This window comes from Gemmobacter nanjingensis, from assembly GCF_014652195.1.
Classification (GTDB): Bacteria; Pseudomonadota; Alphaproteobacteria; order Rhodobacterales; family Rhodobacteraceae; genus Gemmobacter; species Gemmobacter caeni.
Window position 1 is genome coordinate 20,137 of sequence record NZ_BMYI01000019.1, and the last position, 19,830, is coordinate 39,966.

16 protein-coding genes are annotated in these 19,830 nt (G+C 64.7%); 13 read left to right on the plus strand and 3 right to left on the minus strand.

The features are described 5' to 3' along the window. Positions 1–92 precede the first annotated feature (92 nt). The 6 genes from IE126_RS21100 to rfbA are packed head-to-tail and all read left to right on the plus strand — an operon-like array spanning position 93 to position 4,804. Complete coding sequence (locus IE126_RS21100; RefSeq protein ID WP_189382128.1) at positions 93–938, plus strand: ABC transporter permease; 846 nt, start codon at positions 93–95, stop codon at positions 936–938. A gap of 48 nt (positions 939–986) precedes the next feature. After that, on the plus strand, positions 987–1,547 hold the full coding sequence (gene rfbC, locus IE126_RS21105) for a dTDP-4-dehydrorhamnose 3,5-epimerase (protein WP_189382129.1): 561 nt from the start codon (positions 987–989) through the stop codon (positions 1,545–1,547). Continuing rightward, complete coding sequence (rfbB, locus tag IE126_RS21110; protein WP_189382130.1) at positions 1,544–2,605, plus strand: dTDP-glucose 4,6-dehydratase; 1,062 nt, start codon at positions 1,544–1,546, stop codon at positions 2,603–2,605. Before rfbC ends, rfbB begins: the two co-directional genes overlap by 4 nt. Further along, positions 2,605–3,069: a metal-dependent hydrolase gene (locus IE126_RS21115; RefSeq protein ID WP_189382131.1), complete on the plus strand. Its 465-nt coding sequence runs from the start codon at positions 2,605–2,607 to the stop codon at positions 3,067–3,069. The genes rfbB and IE126_RS21115 overlap by 1 nt, the downstream gene beginning before the upstream one ends. Further along, positions 3,066–3,914, plus strand: a complete 849-nt coding sequence (rfbD, locus tag IE126_RS21120) for a dTDP-4-dehydrorhamnose reductase (protein WP_189382132.1) — start codon at positions 3,066–3,068, stop codon at positions 3,912–3,914. Before IE126_RS21115 ends, rfbD begins: the two co-directional genes overlap by 4 nt. A 2-nt stretch (positions 3,915–3,916) precedes the next feature. Further along, on the plus strand, positions 3,917–4,804 hold the full coding sequence (rfbA, locus tag IE126_RS21125) for a glucose-1-phosphate thymidylyltransferase RfbA (RefSeq protein ID WP_189382133.1): 888 nt from the start codon (positions 3,917–3,919) through the stop codon (positions 4,802–4,804). 83 nt (positions 4,805–4,887) lie between these two features. Here the strand turns inward: rfbA and IE126_RS21130 are convergent, their stop codons facing one another. Continuing rightward, positions 4,888–6,711, minus strand: a complete 1,824-nt coding sequence (locus IE126_RS21130; protein WP_189382134.1) for a relaxase/mobilization nuclease domain-containing protein — start codon at positions 6,709–6,711, stop codon at positions 4,888–4,890. Next, entirely contained in the window at positions 6,704–7,216 is a 513-nt protein-coding gene (gene mobC / locus IE126_RS26080; protein WP_229825761.1) for a plasmid mobilization relaxosome protein MobC, read from the minus strand. The genes IE126_RS21130 and mobC overlap by 8 nt, the downstream gene beginning before the upstream one ends. 573 nt (positions 7,217–7,789) lie before the next feature. On the opposite strand from mobC, the gene IE126_RS21140 reads away from it, so the two are divergent. From IE126_RS21140 to IE126_RS21150, 3 genes are read left to right on the plus strand one after another with little or no spacing between them, the layout of a single operon-like run. Further along, positions 7,790–8,515 (plus strand): nucleotide-binding protein, encoded by a 726-nt coding sequence (locus IE126_RS21140; protein WP_189382135.1) that lies wholly within the window; start codon positions 7,790–7,792, stop codon positions 8,513–8,515. Further along, positions 8,515–9,192 (plus strand): hypothetical protein, encoded by a 678-nt coding sequence (locus IE126_RS21145; RefSeq protein WP_189382136.1) that lies wholly within the window; start codon positions 8,515–8,517, stop codon positions 9,190–9,192. The genes IE126_RS21140 and IE126_RS21145 overlap by 1 nt, the downstream gene beginning before the upstream one ends. Beyond that, a complete protein-coding gene (locus IE126_RS21150) occupies positions 9,189–9,401 on the plus strand; it encodes a hypothetical protein (RefSeq protein ID WP_189382137.1) in 213 nt (70 codons plus the stop codon). Before IE126_RS21145 ends, IE126_RS21150 begins: the two co-directional genes overlap by 4 nt. Before the next feature lie 220 nt (positions 9,402–9,621). On the opposite strand, the gene IE126_RS21155 is transcribed toward IE126_RS21150, so the two are convergent. Beyond that, positions 9,622–10,665 (minus strand): replication initiator protein A, encoded by a 1,044-nt coding sequence (locus IE126_RS21155; protein ID WP_189382138.1) that lies wholly within the window; start codon positions 10,663–10,665, stop codon positions 9,622–9,624. A 454-nt stretch (positions 10,666–11,119) separates the two neighbouring features. On the opposite strand from IE126_RS21155, the gene IE126_RS21160 reads away from it, so the two are divergent. From IE126_RS21160 to galE, 4 genes are all read left to right on the plus strand, one after another. Further along, a complete protein-coding gene (locus IE126_RS21160) occupies positions 11,120–12,514 on the plus strand; it encodes an AAA family ATPase (RefSeq protein WP_189382139.1) in 1,395 nt (464 codons plus the stop codon). A 107-nt stretch (positions 12,515–12,621) separates the two neighbouring features. Continuing rightward, positions 12,622–13,656, plus strand: a complete 1,035-nt coding sequence (locus IE126_RS21165) for a ParB/RepB/Spo0J family partition protein (protein ID WP_189382140.1) — start codon at positions 12,622–12,624, stop codon at positions 13,654–13,656. A gap of 169 nt (positions 13,657–13,825) precedes the next feature. Beyond that, positions 13,826–18,685, plus strand: coding sequence for a calcium-binding protein (locus IE126_RS21170; RefSeq protein ID WP_189382141.1), 4,860 nt, complete (start codon positions 13,826–13,828; stop codon positions 18,683–18,685). Between the two features lie 145 nt (positions 18,686–18,830). Continuing rightward, complete coding sequence (gene galE / locus IE126_RS21175) at positions 18,831–19,814, plus strand: UDP-glucose 4-epimerase GalE (protein WP_189382142.1); 984 nt, start codon at positions 18,831–18,833, stop codon at positions 19,812–19,814. The last annotated feature ends 16 nt before the right edge of the window (positions 19,815–19,830 follow it).

Consider the following 19,830-nt stretch of genomic DNA (forward strand, 5'->3'; position numbering starts at 1 on the left):
AATGCCTTGCCTCGAGGTAAACGGTTTGATTTCCGCCCGATCCTTCTACATAATGGCAGGGAAGAATACCAGCACGTCATAGACAGGCCCAGATGGTCCCCGCCTCCCAGATCGTCCCGTCTTCAGGCCCGTCTGCAGATCCGCCTTCCGACTGGAAAAAGCGCACCCGCCGTGACCTGCGCGCGACGGTGCGTACCATTGTCGCGCTGATGCTGCGCGAGATGAGCACGCGCTACGGCCGTTCCCCGGGCGGGTATCTCTGGGCCGTGATGGAGCCGGTGGGCGCCACCATGATCATGGCGATCGGCTTTTCGCTGCTGGTGCGTCACCCCGCGCTTGGCACCTCCTTCATGCTGTTCTTCGCCACGGGGATGATGCCCTTTACGCTTTACAACGCGGTGGATGGCGCGGTGATGCGCTCTCTGTCCTATTCGCGCGCCTTGCTGATGTATCCCTCCGTCCGCTGGATTGATGCCGTTCTGGCGCGTTTCCTGCTGAATCTGCTGACCAAGCTTCTGATCATGGTGCTGGTGCTGGCCGGCATCCTGATCGTGACGGAAACCCGCAGCGTGCTGAATTTCGGGCCGATCCTGGCCGGCATTCTGATGACGGCGCTGCTCGGCCTCGGGACCGGGCTGATGAACTGCGTGCTGGAAGGGCTGTTCCCCGCCTGGGGCATGATCTGGAACATTGCGACCCGGCCGCTCTACCTGGCCTCCGGTGTCATCCTGCTTTACGAGGATCTGCCGCATTTTGCGCAGGATATCCTGTGGTGGAACCCGCTGCTGCATATCATCGGAGAAATCCGCACCGGGTTCTACCCGATGTATTCCGCCTCCTACGTCAGCATCCCCTATGTAACAGGGGTCGGGCTGGTCCTTGTGGCGCTGGGGTTCCTGCTGGTGCGCCGGCATAATGTCACTATCCTGAACGACTAGGGTGGCCCCCGCCCCCTTCGCTCCGCTCAGGCCGCAGAAAGGCCCTTCATGCAGATCGAACCGACCTCCCTGCCAGGTGTCGTGATCCTGACGCCCGCGCGTCATGGCGATGCCCGCGGGTTCTTTTCCGAAAGCTGGAACCGGCAGCGCATGGCGGCAGCCGGGTTCGACATCGACTTTGTGCAGGACAACCATTCGGTTTCGGCCAGAGCCGGTACGCTGCGCGGCCTGCATTACCAGAGCCCCCCCCATGCCCAGGCCAAGCTGGTGCGCTGCGGGCGCGGCTGCCTGTGGGATGTGGCGGTGGATGTGCGGGTGGGTTCACCCGGCTACGGCCAATGGGTGGGGGTGGAGCTTTCCGCCGCCAATGGCCGGCAATTGCTGATCCCCGCGGGCTTTCTGCACGGGTTCGTCACGCGGGAGGACGATACCGAGATCGTCTATAAATGCTCCGATTACTATGCGCCGGATTGCGATGGCGCGGTGGCCTGGGATTCCGTCGGCATCGACTGGGGGCTGACCTCCGCGCCGGTGCTGTCTGCAAAGGATGCGGCAGCGGTGCCGCTGGCTGAGTTCCGCAGCCCCTTCGTATACGAGGCCAGGGCATGAAGATTCTCGTCACCGGCGGCGCCGGGTTCATCGGTTCCGCCGTGGTGCGGCTGGCCATCGCGCGCGGTCATGCGGTGATGAATCTCGACGCGCTGACCTATGCCGCCTGTCTGGACAATGTGGCGAGCGTTTCGGACAGCCCGCTTTACGCCTTCGAACGGGCCGACATCCGCGACCGCGCCGCGCTGGACCGGATCTTCGCCGCCCATCGCCCCGATGCGGTGATGCATCTGGCGGCCGAAAGCCATGTCGACCGTTCGATCGACGGGCCGGGTGCCTTCATCGAGACCAATATCACCGGCACCTATAACATGCTGGAGGCCGCCCGCGCCTTCTGGACGCGCGCGGGCCGTCCGGCGGGCTTCCGCTTCCATCACATCAGCACCGATGAGGTCTTCGGCTCGCTGCCCGCCGATCCCGCGGTGAAATTCACCGAAACCACGCCCTATGACCCGCGCAGTCCCTATTCGGCCTCCAAGGCTGCCTCGGACCATCTGGTCCGTGCCTGGGCCGAGACCTATGGCCTGCCCGTCGTGCTGACCAATTGCTCCAACAATTACGGGCCCTACCATTTCCCCGAAAAGCTGATCCCGGTGGTCATTCTGAACGCCCTCGCCGGCAAGCCGCTGCCGGTCTATGGCGATGGCTCGAACATCCGTGACTGGCTTTATGTGGAGGATCACGCCGAGGCGCTGCTGCTGGTGCTGGAAAAGGGCGCCCTGGGCCGCAGTTACAATATCGGCGGCGAGAACGAACGCACGAACCTCGACCTGGTGAAGACGCTCTGCGCGCTTCTGGATGCAAAACGCCCGAAGGCGGAAGGCAGCTATGCCGACCAGATCACCTTCGTCACCGACCGCCCCGGCCATGACGCGCGCTATGCGATCGACCCGACCCGCATCCGCACCGAACTGGGCTGGCGCCCCTCGGTCACGGTCGAGGAAGGGCTCGCCCGCACCGTCGACTGGTATCTGGCGAACGAAGCCTGGTGGCGCCCGTTGCAGGCCCGGCAGGGCGTGGGCGAACGGCTGGGAACCGGCGAAAAGCAGGGGGCCTGATGCTGACCGCGCATCTGCCCTCGGGGTTCATCGCCGGGCGGCAGGCACAGCGGCACCGGACAATTCCCGCCGCGATGCCGGTGGCGCTGGTGGCTTCGGTTCTGCCCGATGCCGATATGATCTGGTTCCATCTGGTCGATCACGGCAGTCTCCACCATCACCGCTACTGGGTGCATATCCCGGCTTTCTGGGCGGTTATCGCCGCGATCACGCTGCCCTTGCTGTGGCGCAGCCGCTGGCGGGTGACGGCGATCCTGTTCTTCGCGGTGATCTTTCTGCATCTGGTGCTGGATACGGTCGGCGGGGGCATTCTCTGGGGCGTGTCCTTCAGCGACCGGCTGTTCAGCCTGATCACCGTGCCGCCCGATCACGGTCATTGGGTTGCCTCTTTCCTGCTGCACTGGAGCTTCGGGCTGGAACTGGCAATCTGGGTCTGGGCGACCTGGCTGTGGAGGCGCGGATGAAACTGCTGGTCTTCGGACACACCGGACAGGTGGCGCAAGAACTGGCGCGGCTGGCGCCAGAGGCGCTCTGTCTGGGTCGCGACGCGGCCGATCTGGCCGATCCCGCCGCCTGCGCCGCCGCGATCCGCGCGCACCGGCCCGAGGCGGTGATCAATGCCGCCGCCTGGACGGCGGTAGACCGGGCCGAGACCGAGGAAGCCGCCGCGCGGGTGGTGAATGCCGATGCCCCCGCCGCCATGGCGCTGGCCTGCGCGGATATGGATATCCCCTTCGTGCAGATCTCCACCGATTACGTCTTTGATGGGTCGGGCAGCACGCCCTGGCAGCCCGGCGACACCCCTGCCCCGCTCAATGCCTATGGCCGCACGAAGCTTGCAGGCGAACAGGCGGTGCGGGCGGCAGGCGGGCGGCAGGTGATCCTGCGCACCTCCTGGGTGTTTTCGGCCCATGGCACGAATTTCGTGAAAACCATGCTGAAGCTCGGCGCCAGCCGCGATCATCTGCGCATCGTCGCCGACCAGACCGGCGGCCCGACGCCGGCCGATGCCATCGCGGCCACCTGCCTACATCTGGCCCGCGCGCTGCGCGACGGCGCGCCGGGCGGCACGCATCATTTCGCGGGCACGCCCGCCACCAGCTGGGCCGGTTTCGCGCGCGAAACATTCGCCCTTGCCGGAAGGGCGGTCACGATCGAGGACATCCCGACCGCCGAGTACCCGACCCCGGCGCGGCGGCCGCTGAACTCCTGCCTTGATTGCTCCGCATTGACGGCGGAATTCGGCATTACACCGCCGGACTGGCGGGCCGCGCTGGCGCGGGTGGTTGCCGAAGTGAAGGGAGTGTGACGATGCAGCGCAAGGGGATCATTCTGGCCGGCGGCTCGGGCACGCGGCTTTACCCGATCACCATCGGCGTCTCGAAGCAGCTTCTGCCGGTCTATGACAAGCCGATGATCTATTATCCGCTGTCGGTCCTGATGCTCGCGGGCATCCGCGAGATCGCGGTCATCACCACCCCGCAGGATCAGGAACAGTTCCGCCGCACGCTGGGCGATGGCAGCCAGTGGGGGCTGAGCCTGAGCTATATCGTGCAGCCCTCGCCCGACGGCCTGGCCCAGGCCTATCTGTTGGCCGAGGATTTTCTGGCCGGCGCCCCCTCGGCCATGGTGCTGGGCGACAATATCTTCTTCGGCCATGGCCTGCCCGAGATGCTGGCCCGTGCCGATGGCCGCGACAGCGGCGGCACGGTCTTCGGCTATCGCGTCGCCGACCCCGAACGCTATGGCGTGGTGGGCTTCGACGCGGAGGGCCGGGTCAGCCGCATCGTCGAGAAACCGTCCAGACCGCCCTCGCCCTTCGCGGTGACCGGGCTTTACTTCCTTGACGGCTCCGCCCCCGACCGCGCCCGCGCCGTCACCCCCTCGCCCCGGGGCGAACTGGAAATCGTCAGCCTGCTGGAGATGTATCTGGCCGAGGGCGCGCTGTCGGTCGAACAGATGGGCCGGGGCTTTGCCTGGCTCGATACCGGCACCCATGCCAGCCTGCTGGATGCCGGGAATTTCGTGCGCACCCTGACCGAACGTCAGGGCCAGCAGGTCGGCTGCCCCGAGGAAATCGCCTTCGCCCGGGGCTGGATCAGCCGCGAGCAACTGGCCGAACGGGCAGCCCTGTTCGGCAAGACCGGCTATGGCGCCTATCTTCAGGCACTGGCCGACCCCGGCGCGTTCTCCGCATAGGCGAGCAGCGCAATTCACCGTCACACAAATCTCCGGCGCGGCTGGATGGATTGGGATAGCAAGGTAGTCTCCTTTAGCCCACACTATCGCTCCCAGTCTTGCTCGTCCCGCGCTGGCAACGAAGCGAGCGTTTGCTCTGTCTTTGCCACCTCACGCAAAGTCAGTCCCAAGGCCACATGCGATTTCGCGGCTGAGACCACTGCGCGGGCGATCCGGTGGCGTTCGGCCTCATCCCCGACATCCTGCGCCAGGGCATCTGTCCGACCCGCTGCAAGATTTGCCACGATGCCTTCGCCATATCGCCGCCGCAGCTCGTCTGCGAAACGCTCCGCATGAGCATCCTCCCGGAATTCAACCTTGCCCCCGGCCTGCATGATGCGTCCCATGGACCGCAGCGCGCGCACAAGCCGGTCGTTCTCAGGCGCGGTTTCATGGGTAACGGTATGGTCAATCGCCGCCGCCGCTCGGTCATAGAAGGCCTGCAGCTCCCCGGCCATGCGCCGTCCCTGCTCCGGGTCGCGCAGGTCCAGTCGTCGCCGTCCGGCGAGGAGCAGAAGATCGCTGCGCACCCAATCCCGTTCTTCCCAGGCGTTCGCCGCGCCCGTTTCCAGACGGCTGGCGATGCGATCACGGCTGAGGCCAATCGCGGCGGCACCCGCCAGGATATCGTCCCGCAGCCGCTCCGTTGCCCCGGGCTGCAGGGTCGTTTCCAGCTTGCCCCGCATCAGGACATCGCCATCGAGCGCCATGCCGTAAATCACCGACTGCGGTATCATCTGCAGAAGCTGCGCGCCGCGGGCATCACCGAGGCCACGGGCGATGTCGACGGCATAGCCATAAAGCTCATCCCGCAGGTCCTTCCGCTCGGCCATGGGTGCCTTGCGGATCTTGTCCCCGGTCTCGGCCATCCAGCCGCTGAAGTGCAGGTCCAAGTCGGCGCGCTCAAGCGTCGCCGCCTCGGCCGGGAAAGGATGCAGCACCCCGCCCCGCCGAAGCACCTCCTCCGCTTCGGCGATCTTTTCCCCGATCTCCGGCACCCCGGTCAGCGCTGCCACATGGTGCAGGCTGCGCATGGTGTCGGCCGTACGCGCCAGAGTGGCCAGCGCATCCTCCAGCGCCCGGCCCTCGCGCGGTCGTTCTTCCGGCGCCCGGCCTTCCGTCCGTGCCCGCTCGATCTCTGCCCGCGACGGGCCATAGCTCAGCAGCCCCCGCTCCGCCCGGGACGTGGCATCGAGGAACACGCCTTCCTCGGCCGCGATGGCCACCATGCGGTCCTTCATCCTGTCGAGGTTGAACGCATGCTCCCTGGCCATGAAGAACCAGCTGTCGTTCAGCATGCCCCGGTTGTTCACCACGATATGGACATGCGGATGCGCCCGGTCGGTATGCAGCGCCGCGACATAGGACCAGACATCGTCCTGATGTTCGCCCGACTGGAACATCTCGAAGGCCCAGGCCTCGGCGATCAGCTTCGCCTTTGCGGGGCGGACATGGGACGGAAAGCTCAGCAGCAGATGGCTGGTGTGCCCGTTCTTGGGAGACCCACGCCAATCCTCGACCCAATCGCCGACGATCTCGTTCCGTTCGTCCTTGGTCAGCCCCTTGGCATCTGCATCCAGCACGACCCCGTTGCCGAAGATCGAGGCCGATTTCGAGAACAGATAGTCCATCTGGGCCGCCAGCTCCTTGGCGTTCGCCGTGCCGCCTTTGCCGATCTTCTTGATAACCGCGGCGTTCGACCCCAGCGAAAACCGCCAGAGCTGGCTGGCGCGCGGCGAGAACCGGAAGCCCTGCCGAGAGGGGGACGAGGCCCCGGGTTTCACGCGCCCTGACTGGGGACGCAGAAAGTCGAGGTCGCCAAGAACCGCTTCTGCCAGCCCGATTGGGCGCGAACCAGGCTTAACCACGGCGCGCGCCTTCCTGACCTTCGGCAAACTTCAGGAACAGCGCCACGCCCTGCCGCCGACGTTCCGCGATGATCTGGTTCAGGACCCGCGCCACGACCGGCAAGGATCGCCGCAGTTCCCCGACCGAGGCCCATTGCGCCCGCACCATCTGCGCCCGGCCCCGGTTTGCCGCCAGCGCGATCTGGTTCACATTGGTGCCGATCTTCGCCAACTCATAGCGGATCTCCTCCAGACGCGCGCTATCCTCCCGGCTGAACTCGAGGAAGCCCGAGGCCATCCGCACGACCGACCGCACCCCGTCCGAGCGGGATTTCGCGCCAAGCTGCGCGCAAAGCGCATCGAAGGCCCGCAGCTCTTCAGCCGGCAGACGGCAGCTGACGACCTGTCTCCGATCCGCCGACCGGGGGCGCCCGCGCCCGGCGGATTTCCGGGGGACGGGATCAGCGGCATTCCTCTCCGCCCCATCCGAATTCCGGTCTTTTCCATGCGCGTCATATTTTACCACAGACCTTATCCACCGAATATTTGTAGACACATCGCATTTCCTGCCACCCTTCCTATTCCCCTCCATTCTCCCCGATCAAGCACAATCAACGGGGGATCAATTAAATCTGTGATTGTGTTGACCTCAGGGCATCCATCCATTACCCGAGGCCTGTCACGGATCACGGACGGCGCCGGAAACCGGTCGGAACGATGTCCCTGCGGACATCGTAACAAGGCGGGGTTTCCTGAATGATATGTGCAGGAATGCATTGTTTTTGTTGACATCTGAACCCCGGAGCGCCGTCCCCGGGGCGGAGAAAGGACAGGTGGGATGCGGGGTATGGCATCAGGGAAGCGCGTCAGGTCTTGTGAATTGCGCCACACGCATTGCGCGATCAGATAAAAGACAAACGCATCCGGTCATCAGACAAAGGATAAAAGACAAAGGACTTGCGCATTACGCTTTGCGCGGGGTGCATTCTGATATCCGGCCTGTGGGATTGGAATAAAGAGATGCGCATTCGGATAAAGGAATTCGGCCTCCGGTATTCAGAGAAATGCCGCAGGACATGTGGAATGTGGGAAAGGTGCGATGGAATACGGAATACGGGTTGTGCTGGTGATGAACAGGAAGGGCGGATCAGGCAAAAGCACGCTCTGCCGCGCCCTCGCCTCAGCCGCGGTGGCCCGCGGCGAGACGGTGACCATCTTCGACACCGACAGTTCGAAATCCTGTATGAACTGGATGAGGGCCGGGCAGACCGCGGGCAACTGGTCCCCTTCCGTCGCGGTGATCCATACGCTCGATGCCCACCGGGTCGCCGAGGCGATTGACCAGATCTACGAACAGCCGGATCAGGAGCATCTGATCCTGATCGACACCTTCGGCGGCGGGTCGGAGGCCCAGGATATGCTGGCGGTCGCGGCCCACCGCATCGTCTGTCCGATGATGCTGTCGCGCGGTGATCTCAGCGAGACCATGGAGACCGCCCGCTGGTATCTGACCCTGCGCCAGCGGATCGACAGGCCGGAGGCATTGGCCGGTTTCTCGGTGATCCTCAGCCGGGTGCCCGCACGGTTGTCAGAGACCGAACGTCTCGTGGCGGAGGAATTGTTCCGTTCTCTGCCCGCCTGCGAGGCCTGGCTCTCGAACCGCAGCGCCTATGTCCGGATGGACAGGGAGGGACTTCTCGGCCCAATCGCCGACAAGACCCCGAACCGCGGGCTGGCCGCACATCTGCAGACGGCCGTGAAAGAGGCAGGGGAACTTCTCGACGAGATAAATCAGTTGATCCTGTCCCCGGCGGAGGTCGCCTGATGGCACCGCGCAAGGATCAGATGCGGATCATCCGGCAGGATGCAGGCTTCTCGGCCAAGCTCGGATTCGGTGCGGCGGGTGGAGAGGGGCCGGTCGCCGAAACGCCAGCACCGCCGTCCCCAAAGGCGCCACCCGCGACAATCGACAGTGTACAGGCCATGCCGCAAGGCGATGACGGCGGGCGGCCCAGTCGCATCCGGGAAGAAGCCCGGAAAGAGGAGGGTGAACCTCCGGCCGCCGTAACGCCCCCCATACATTCCGCAGCCTCTGCCCAGCCCCCCGCCGCCCGCGGGCAGGTCGTTTATGTCGCGGTCTCGCTGACACCCCGTCAGGTGGCGCGGGCGGAGGTCTGGGCTGCGGCAGCCCGGTGCCCGGTCCGGTTCCTGATCCGCCGCGTGGCACAAGCTCTGCGCGATCAGGTCTTCGATGACTGGGCGCGCGACGGCATGCCGGAGATCACCGAGCCCCGCGGGCTGCGAGGCAAATATCCGACCAGCGTGACCCTGACCCTGCGACCGCAATTCGCCGCCGATCTGGCTGCCCGGCATGATCCGCTGGGCCTCATAGGTCTGGCGCGTGTCATGGGCCCTGCCTACCGCGCCCGGTTCCATGAGGCCTTCGATGTGGCTCTGGAAAAGGCGGAGCGTCAGATGAAACCCGGAGGGAAAGCAGAATGACAGACCACAAGCCAGACGCCCGCACCTGCCTCCAGCCAGCAGCGGAATGCGACGTGGGCAATCCCGTCGAATGGATGGTCGACCCGGATCATCCCGACAAGATCCTCGGCGTCACCTACGAGTTCTGCCATACAGGCACGCGAAAAACCGTCTGGTACACGCATAATAAACGGCGCGCGAAAAGTTTCGTTGTCGTCGATGTGAACTGATGCGATGGATGCCCTCAGGCGTGCGTGGTCATGGCGCTAGCGTGACGAATTTGTTCTGTAGGGCATCCTTTCATTACAAAGAAAGGTCGCACCATTAACCCGTGGGATCAAGCAGCTAGGGTTGGCAACGAGGAGATCCAAAAGCTCATGCCGGAGCTGGCAAAACCCGCAACCGCAGGGCCCTTGCGGGTTTTTCGTTAACCCTGCCGCCAGACCCGCCTCAGCCCCGGCGCGCCCGCACCCAGCCGAGGAAAGCCTTGTCCGGTGCCGACAGCCGCGGCCGCCCGGCATCGGCCCAGAAGGCGCGCCATTCCGCCTCCAGCGCATAGACATCGGCGCCGGGGGCAAGGGCGCGCGCGGCCTCCAGCACCTCGGGGCCGAACAGCGGCGCCGCGACCGGGACTGCCTCTTCCTCGATCACGCCCTGGCGGGTGAAGCGGATCAGATCGCCCGGCTCTTCCGTCATCCGGTAATCGGGCAGGCCCGCCTCCTCGATCATCTTGCGCAAGGCCGCGCGGAACACCCGCACCGGCGCGGCCGAGCCCGCCTTCTTGTGCAGCGTTCCGACCGAGACGCGCCATTCCGGTTGCCGCCCGCAATGTTTGCGCGCCAGTTCGTAGATCCGCCGTTCCAGCGGTTTGCGCAGCCCGAAATAATCCGGGCTCAGCGTCAGCACCGACCGCGCCAGCACCGCGCGGAACAGCCAGTCCGACAGCGTCACCATGACCGAGATCATCCGCCCGCCGCGGGTCTTGCGCAGGATCTCCCAGCTTTCGATCAGGCCGAAGCCGCTGGTGGTCTCGATGCCGCCGGTGGCGATATTGGTGGTGATGCGGGTGCCCGCCAGCCGCTCGAAGGCTTCGCGCAGCCGCAGATAGCTGTCGCCGCCGGTATCGCGCTGCGTGGCGATCAGCAGATCATGCGCCTTCAGCTGCAAGGTGCGGCTGACCTCGCGCCCCGCGTTCAGCCCCGCCATCAGCTGGCTGATGCAATAGATCAGGATGTCCTTGTCGAAGATCGTGGCGCGCCCCTTGACCGAGGGCGTCACCTGCACCGAGGCGCCATTGTGATCGTAGCTCAGCACCCGCAGGTCGGGCTTGGTGGACAGTGAAAAGATCGGATGTTCCATGGTGCCAAGGTCATCCTTGGCACTGGCCGCCAGCACATCGCAGACGAAGAGATCGCCGATCGCCGCCGGCTCGGACTTGCGTCTTGAATTGCCTTGCCTCGCGGACAATCTGCCCGCAACCGCCTGTCCTGCCATCACTGCCTCTTGGCCCCGTCTGTCGCGGGATTTTCTGCTTGATCCTGCCCCCGATTTTTATCGGGGTTTCAGTGACACCGAGCCTAGAGTTATCCACATCCCCCGTCCAGCCTGCCGAGCGGGGGATCAGAGTCGGCCCAGCGTCGGATCAGAGTCACCCGAACGTGGGATCAGAGTCGCCTGCCTCTTCTCAAACCAAATTTTTTCCATGAAAAACAAAAGCCTGCAAAAAACGCTCTGTATCCGTAACAGAATCCTTTAACATCCCTCTAACAAAAGAACCGCATATGAGGTGACCCGATTGGTTGCCCGAAGCGCGAGATAGCCGCCAAATCCCGGATATTCCTGCTGCCAAACCATAGAATCAGCAGAGAAAAATCATCCACATGCCGAGTTTTCTTCCATATGCCGTGTTTTTCGGTATATTGCAGAAAACAGCGTACATGAGGCAGCGATGAAGCCCGAGGCAGGCACCCCCCTCCCCCCCTATTTCGGGATCGACCCCGATGCCGCTCTGGCAGCGCTCGGGGCGCCTACCACCACCGAGAGTTTCGGCACCATCGCCCGCGCCTGCGAAATCGGCCGCGACGATCTGGCAGGCCGGGGTCTGGATGCCGGCGGACAGCGGCGGCTGCGGATGTTCTCGACCTGGGAAATCACCCGCTATCTGATCCCGGTCGCGCAGGCCCATTTCCGCCGCGTGCTGAAGCAGAACCCCGACCTGCCGCAGGGCGCCTCGGAAACCGAAGGCGGCGCCAAATGGTTCACGCTGGACGAGGTGTTGCGCCTGCGCGCCTTCTTCGCCGCCGAAGGGTCCAAGGCGAAGCCCTATCTGCCCTACCGGCCCAAGGGGCTGCCGGCCAAGATGCTGGCGGTTGCCAATTTCAAGGGCGGCGTCGGCAAGACCTCGACCTGCGCGCATCTGGCGATGTCTGCCGCGCTCGATGGCTACCGGGTGCTGGTGATCGACCTCGACAGTCAGGGGTCGATGACCTCGATCTTCGGTGGCAGGGTCGCCGATGAATGGCAGACCGTCTTTCCGCTGCTGGCGCGTCACTACGCGGCCCATCTGCGCATCGACAACCAGCGCCGCATGGATCGCGGCGATGCCCCGGTGCCGCTGGACGAGACGCTGACCGAGGCGCTGACCATGAAAGCCGACAGTCTGATCCAGAAGACGCACTGGCCGAATATCGACCTGATCGGGGCGCAGCTGAACCTCTATTGGGCCGAGTTCCAGATCCCGGTCTGGCGCATGCAGTCGCGCGGCTGGAAGCTGTGGGATGCGCTGACTGAAAGCCTTGCCGCTGACGGGGTGCTGGACCAGTATGATGTGATCTTCCTCGATACCCCGCCCGCGCTGGGGTATCTGACGATCAACGGACTTGCCGCCGCCGATATCCTGCTGGTGCCGATGGGAGCCTCGTTTCTGGAATTCGATTCCACAGGGCGGTTCTTCGACATGCTGCATTCGACCTTCCGGTCGATCGAGGACGGCGAGAACCTCGCGGCCCGCGCGCTGGGGCGGCCCGAACTCAGCTTTGAATGGGATGCGGTGCGCGCGCTGATCACCCGGTTTGACGGCAGCCAGCAGGCCGAACTTGCGGCGCTGATGCAGGGCTGGATGGGCAAGACCCTGTCGCCGCAGCGGCAGGAATTCACCGCGCTGATCGGGCAGGCGGGCGAACAGGTGCGCGGCATCTACGAGGCTGATTACCGCGATTTCAACCGCGAGACCTATGCCCGAGGCCGCGAGACGTTTGACGAAACCTGGGCAGCGGTGAAGGCGCTGATCCTCGGTTCCTGGCGCCGTGACGAACTGGCACAGTCCCGGGAGGCCGCACAGTGACGCTTTTCTTCCGGATGTTTCGCGCGCGAAACACAATCGAACGGCGGTTTAGAGCCTTGTTTCCGGCTGCCGCCCTACCCTGCTCTCCCCGCAAGCGGAGCTGAGACATGGCCAAACGCAAACGCCTGACCCCCTTTGGTGATCCCGCCCTCCCCGAGGATGCCACCCAGGATCTGCCGCCGGATCTGGAAACCAAGGCGATGTTCACCCGCTATCCGCAGGGCTATGCGGGCACCTATGTCCGGCCCGCGCCGATTGCCGATATGGCAGGTGCCGCCGCCGCCACCGCTGCCATGGAAGAAATGGCCGAGGTTCTGCGCAATGCGCGGGAAAGCGGCCGTATGGTACTGGCCCTGCCGCTGGATCAGGTGCAGGCCGATCACCTGATGCGCGACCGGATCGCGCTGGATGATGACGAAATGACTGCGCTGGTCGACTCGCTGCGCGCCCGTGGCCAGCAAACCCCGGTCGAGGTGGTGGCGCTGGGACCGGAGCGTTACGGGCTGATTTCCGGCTGGCGGCGGCTCAAGGCGCTGCGGCAGCTTCTGGCTGAAACCGGCGATGCCGGGAAATACGGCTCTGTGCTTGCACTTTTGCGGCAGCCGGAACAGGCGTCGGATGCCTATGTCGCCATGGTCGAGGAGAACGAGCTGCGCGTCGGCCTGTCCTTCTACGAACGCGCCCGCATTGTGGCCAAGGCGGTAGAGGCGAGGGTCTATGCGGATGACAGATCGGCTCTGCGCGGCTTGTTCGGTTCGGTTCCTCGGGCGCGGCGGTCGAAGATCGGCTCTTTCCTGACCGTGGTGCGGGCACTGGATGGTGCCCTGCGCTTCCCCGAGACGATCAGCGAGAAGCTGGGTCTGGCGCTGGCGCAGCGGATCGAGGCTGATCCCGCCCTGCCCGCCCGCCTGCTTGCCGCGCTGGAGGCGAAAGCCCCGGCCACCGCCGAAGCCGAACAGGCCGTGCTTTCGCGGTTGGGCACGGTTGAAAAACCGTCTCAAAAAGCGGTCACAGAGACTGTTCTGAGCGTCGCGCCGGGGTTGCGGCTGCGCGATCTGCCGGGCGGCGGTTTCGCCCTTGAAGGCGACAGGGCCGATGCCGCCCTGCGCGCCAGGCTGCTGGACTGGCTGCGCCAGCAATAGGCCGTCTGCGAATGTTTCGCGCGCGAAACATTCGCCCTCCGGTGCGCTGTTCTGGGCGCTGAAAGATTCGTTTGACGGGAATCATGGGCCACCGCATCCTCAGGGCCTGCGGTATTTGCGCAGTGACTTTCCCGTATCAACAACCTTCAGTGATTTCCCGGAGCTTGCAATGTCCCTGCTCAATCTCTCCGCCCGCAGTCTGCCCATCACAATTTACGGATACGACATCGGCGGAAGCTGGTCCGATACCTCCGGTGTTTCGGGGGATTTCGACAGCCTCGTCGATGTGATCCGGCTTGGCTCGGGGGCCGATCGGGTCGAATACATGCAGCCTGCGCATGGTATGACGATCTACGGGAATGGCGGAGCCGATACCCTGCTGGGTTCGGCCTTCGGCGACAGCCTCGATGGCGGGGCGGATGCCGATCTGCTGATTTCGGAAGGCGGCGACGATACGCTGACCGGTGGCGGCGGCAATGACGTGTTCCGCATTACCGGCTTTCTGCCGCAGGGCAGCTACACGACCCAGGACAGTGCGCGCACCGTCACCATCACCGATTTCCAGTCCGGTGACCGGCTGGACCTCAGCCATCTGCCCGTCACCAGCCTTGCCGATCTGGCCCTGTTCACCGGCAATGCAGGCGGGGCGCTGGTGCTGTCGTTCTTCGTCAACGATTACCTTCAGACCATCCGCCTGAATGGCGTCTCGGCGCTGGCGGCGGGGGATGTGATCCTCGCCACCTCGACCAGCCCGGTGTACGGTTATGGCACCGGCGGCCGGGATGACCTGTTCGGGGCGAATGGCGGGGATCAGATCGACGCCGGGGCCGGGGATGACCGGGTGCTGGCAGCGGGCGGCAATGATGTCGTCTATGGCATGGAGGGCAATGACAGTCTCTTTGGGGGCGCCGGTTCCGACACGATCATCGCCGGGGCTGATGACGACCGGGTCGAGGGCGGTGATGGCAATGATTTCATCGAAGGTGAGGATGGCGCCGATTCCCTGAATGGCGGCGATGGCAATGATACGCTGTTCGGCGAATCCGCCACCCAGCCTGATGCCCTGTGGAATGACACACTCTCGGGGGGCGCGGGCAATGACCTGCTGGCAGGCGGCGCGGGCGAGGATCAGCTGACCGGCGGCAGCGGCGCCGATACGTTCCGCATCCATGCCCAGCAATATTCCAATGCCCAGCTTACGGCGGATACCCGCGATACCGTGACCGATTTCAGCGCCGAGGACCGGATCGACGTGTCCACGGCCGGGATCAGCGACATCACCACCCTGCGCTATCTGCTGGAAAGCCAGGGCAGCACCGGCATGATGCTGACGATCTGGAATAATGGCTACCGCACCGAACTGGCGCTGAACGGCTCTGTCAGTGATCCGCAGAGCCTTGGCGCCGGCAATGTCGTGCTGTCCAATGTCACGCAGAACGATTACGTCTATGGCACCGAAGCGCGGGACGATCTGTTCGGTGGCCGGGGCGATGACACCCTCAGCGGCGGCGGGGATGATGACCGGCTGTTCGGCGAAAGCGGCAATGACAATGCCGATGGCGGCGCGGGCAATGACCTGCTGTTCGGCGGCGACGGTTCCGACACGATCACCGCCTCATTCGGCAATGACAGTGTCGATGGCGGCGCGGGACGTGACCAGATCACCGGCGGCGAGGGCACCGACAGCCTGGCCGGCGGCGCCGATGATGACCTGATCCGCGGCGATGACGAGGATACCAACTGGCAGCAGGCTTTCAACGACACGCTGGAGGGCGGGGCCGGGGCCGATACGCTGGCCGGGGGCGCGGGGGATGACCGGCTGACCGGCGGCGCGGGGTCCGATGCCTTCCGGCTGAGCTTCGGGGCCTACTGGGCTTATTCGGGTCTGTCCCTGGCCGCTGATACCACCGATGTGGCGGTGGATTTCAATGCGACGGAAGACCAGATCGACTTTTCCGAAGCCCGTATCTCTGATCTTGAAACCGCGCGCATGCTGCTGGTCGACAATGCGGGTGGCACTGCCTCGTCGGTGGTGGTCTGGCAGAACGGCTATCGCACCATCCTGTCCCTGGGCACACTGTTCCGCCCCGAGGATCTGACGGCGGCGCGGGCGGTGCTGTCTGTCGATACGACGGCAGACTGGATTCAGGGCTCCGAGGCGCGCGATGATTTCTTCGGCGGCGGCGGTGACGACAATATCTCGGGGCTGGGCGGCATCGACCGGCTGTTCGGCGAGACCGGCAATGACTGGATCGACGGGGGCGATGGCGAGGATGCGCTCTATGGTGGCGCTGGTTCCGATACGGTCTTCGGCGGGGCGGGCGCCGATCTGGTGCAGGCCGGGGCCGGGCTCGACAGTATCGAGGGCGGCGCGGGGGCCGATACGATCAACGGCGGCGCCGATGCCGATACGCTGGTGGGCGATACGGCGATCACCACCTGGAACCTGATCTACCATGATGTGCTGACCGGCGGGGCGGGTGACGATCTGCTGGCGGGCGGCGCCGGCAATGACACGCTGACCGGGGGCGAGGGCGCCGATGCTTTCCGTCTGGCCTATAGCAGCGAGGGCTGGAACACGCTTTCAGCCGATACGGTCGATGTGGTGACCGACTGGACCGCCGCCGACAAGATCGACGTGACCGAGGCGGGGATCACCGAATTTGCCACGGTGCAGACTCTGCTGGCCGTCAGCGGCGAGACGACCGAACTGGTCAGCTACATGAACGGCTATCGCAATGTGCTGCGGCTTCTGAACTGGACGGATCTGGCTGCCATCGGCTCGGCCAATGTGGTTCTGGCGGTGAATGACGAGTCCGATTACAGATCCGGCGGAAATCAGGCCGATGATTTCTTCGGCGGCGGAGGTGATGACAACCTGTCGGGCGGCGGTGGCCGTGACCGGCTGTTCGGCGAGGCGGGCAATGACAGCCTGTTTGGCGGCACCGGTGCTGACCTGCTGTCAGGCTCCGGCGGATCGGACCGGCTGGAGGGCGAGTCGGGCGACGATACGCTGGATGGCGGCGCGGGTGCGGATGACCTGCTGGGCGGTATTGGCCGCGACAGCCTGTCGGGCGGCGATGGCGACGACCGGCTGTTCGGCGATACAGTGACCGAAAGCGAGGAAGATGCCTTCGTCTATACCGACTGGGCGCTGTCTTATGACGATGTGCTGACCGGCGGGGCCGGGGCCGATACGCTGGCCGGGCAGGGCGGCAATGACACGCTGACCGGCGGCGCCGGGGCCGATATGTTCAGCATGGCAGGCAACCGCACGGCCAGCATGATCGAGGACAGCATCGACCGCATCACCGACTGGACCGCCGAGGACCGGATCGATCTGCGCGAACTGGGCATTTCGGATGTCGAGACGGTGCAGCGGCTGCTGATCACTGAAAACGGCTCTATTTCGCTGCTGGTGACGCAGAACGGCTTCCTCAACAAGCTGGAGCTGGGGGCCGCCGCCACGGTGGGCACGCTGAATGCCGGGAATTTCCTGTTCTCGACCAATGTCTCGGCGGACAGCATCACCGGCACGCGCAGCCATGATGATCTGTTCGGCGGGCGCGGCAATGATGCGCTGGACGGCGGGCTGGGGCAGGGCCGTGACCGGCTGTTCGGCGAGACCGGCAATGACAGCCTGTCCGGCGGAGCCGGAGCCGACACGCTTTATGGCGGCGCGGGCACCGACGAGATGGAAGGCGGCGACGGCTCGGACCAGCTTTATGGCGGGGCCGGCAATGACGAGGTTTCGGGCGGGGCCGGATCGGATACCATGTATGGCGGGGCCGGGGCCGACCGCTTTGTCATGGGTTCCTGGACCGGATTCATCGACAGTCTGAACGATTATGGCCGCGGCACTTCGAACGGCGGGGCGGTGATCGCCGATTTTTCGCGCGCAGAAGAGGATCTGATCGACCTGCGCGAGCTGGGGATCGAGAATTTCACCACGCTCAAGACCTATTTCTGGAAGGATCTGGGCGACGATGGCGCCATCGACATCACCGCCTACGGCTTCACCCAGCGTATCACCATCCTGGGCTTCGACGATCTGGAGGAACTGGGCCGCGCGGCTTTCATCTTCGATACCAGCAAGGTGGCGGAACGTTATACCGGCGCCATCGTGGCCGATATCGTTGCGCTTGGCGCGGGCGATGACACGGCCTCGGGCGGCGGCGGGGCCGACCAGCTGATCGGCGAGGGCGGCGATGACAGCCTTGATGGCGGGGCCGATGCCGATACGCTGGATGGCGGGTCGGGGTCTGATGCGCTTGAGGGGGGCACGGGCGATGACAGCCTGTCGGGCGGGGCCGGGACCGACACGCTGACCGGCGGGGCCGGGGCCGATACACTGTCGGGCGGCGGCGGCGCAGATACGTTCGAGATGGTCGATGACGAGGATCTGGTCAGTGGCGGGGCGGGCCGCGACCGGGTGATCTTTGAGGAGGCGGCCATCTTCGATCTGGGCGACCAGCCTGCGGCGCGGGTGGGCACCCTGGCAGCGGCGGTGACCCCGCGTTTCGTCTCGATCGAGATCTTCTCCGGCTCGAAGAAGGCGGACAGCATGACCGGCGACGGCAAGGCCAATGTCTTTCAGGGCAATGGCGGGCGCGACATTCTGTCGGGGCAGGGCGGGGCCGACCGGCTGGAGGGCGGCGCGGGCAATGACCGTCTGTCAGGCGGGGTCGGGAAGGATGTGCTGACCGGCGGCGCGGGCAAGGATGTCTTTGTCTTCGATACGGCCCTGGGCAAGACCAATCTGGACCGCGTGACCGATTTCAACGTGGCGGCGGATACGTTCGAACTGGATCGCTCGGTCTTCCGCAAGCTGAAGGCGGGTGATCTGGCGGCGGAGGCCTTTGCCATCGGTGCGAAGGCGCGCGAGGCCGATGACCGGATCATCTATGACAGCAAGACCGGCGCGCTGTTCTACGATGCCGACGGGTCGGGGAAGGGGGCGGCGGTGAAATTCGCCGTTCTGGACAGCGGGCTGAAGCTGACGGCGGCGGATTTCGACGTCATTCTCTAGGACTGTGCTCCCGATGTTTCGTACGCGAAACATCGGGAGTTGATACATTGGTGCTTTCTTTTGGGGCCGATACTACTGCCCAAGTGATTGTCTTAGTGGGAGTGTGTAGCCTAAATATGCCCTCAAAGAAAAAGGGGCGAAGTAGGTGCAGACGGTTCTGGTTACGGGTGGCGCAGGCTACATAGGCTCTCATGCCTGCAAGGTATTGAAAGCTGCGGGGTTCACCCCGGTGACTTTCGACAATCTGAACACTGGCTGGGAAGAGGCGGTGAAATTCGGCCCCTTCTTCAAGGGCGATCTGATGAACCGCGCCGATGTCGATGCGGCCTTCGCGCAATACCGGCCCGTCGCCGTGCTGCATTTCGCCGCGTTGAGCCTCGTGGGCGAAAGCATGAAGGATCCGGGCAAATACTGGCGCGTCAATGTCATGGGAGCCTTGAATCTGATCGAGGGCGCGCTGGTGGCAGGATGCCGGAATTTCGTCTTTTCCTCGACCTGCGCCACCTATGGCGATCAGGACGGGGTGCTGCTGGATGAAAACTCGGTGCAGAAGCCGATCAATTCCTATGGCGCCTCGAAACGCGCCATCGAAGACATGCTGGTCAACTTCGGCGAAAGCCACGGACTCAACCATGTGATCTTCCGCTATTTCAACGTCGCGGGTTCGGACCCCGATGGTGAGGTGGGCGAACAGCATGTGCCGGAAACCCATCTGATCCCGCTGATGCTGGATGCAGTGGCGGGCAAGCGCCCGGCGTTGACGATCTTTGGTAGCGACTATCCCACCCGCGACGGCACCTGCGTGCGCGATTATGTGCATGTGATGGATCTGGTGCAGGCGCATGTGCTGGGCCTGCAATGGCTCCTGGAGGGCAAGGGCAACCGGGTCTTCAACCTTGGCACCGGCACCGGATTCACCGTGCGCGAGGTGATCGAGGCCAGCCGCACCGTCACCAATCGCGAGGTGCCGATCATCGAGGGCGCGCGGCGGGCAGGCGATGCGACCGCGCTGGTCTCGGGCTCTGCCCGCGCCATCGAGGAACTGGGCTGGGAGCCTGTGCATTCCACCCTGCGGCAGATGATCGGCGATGCCTGGGGCTGGGCGCAGGGATCGGGCTACAGCAAGTAACCCGGGGACCGTCGGT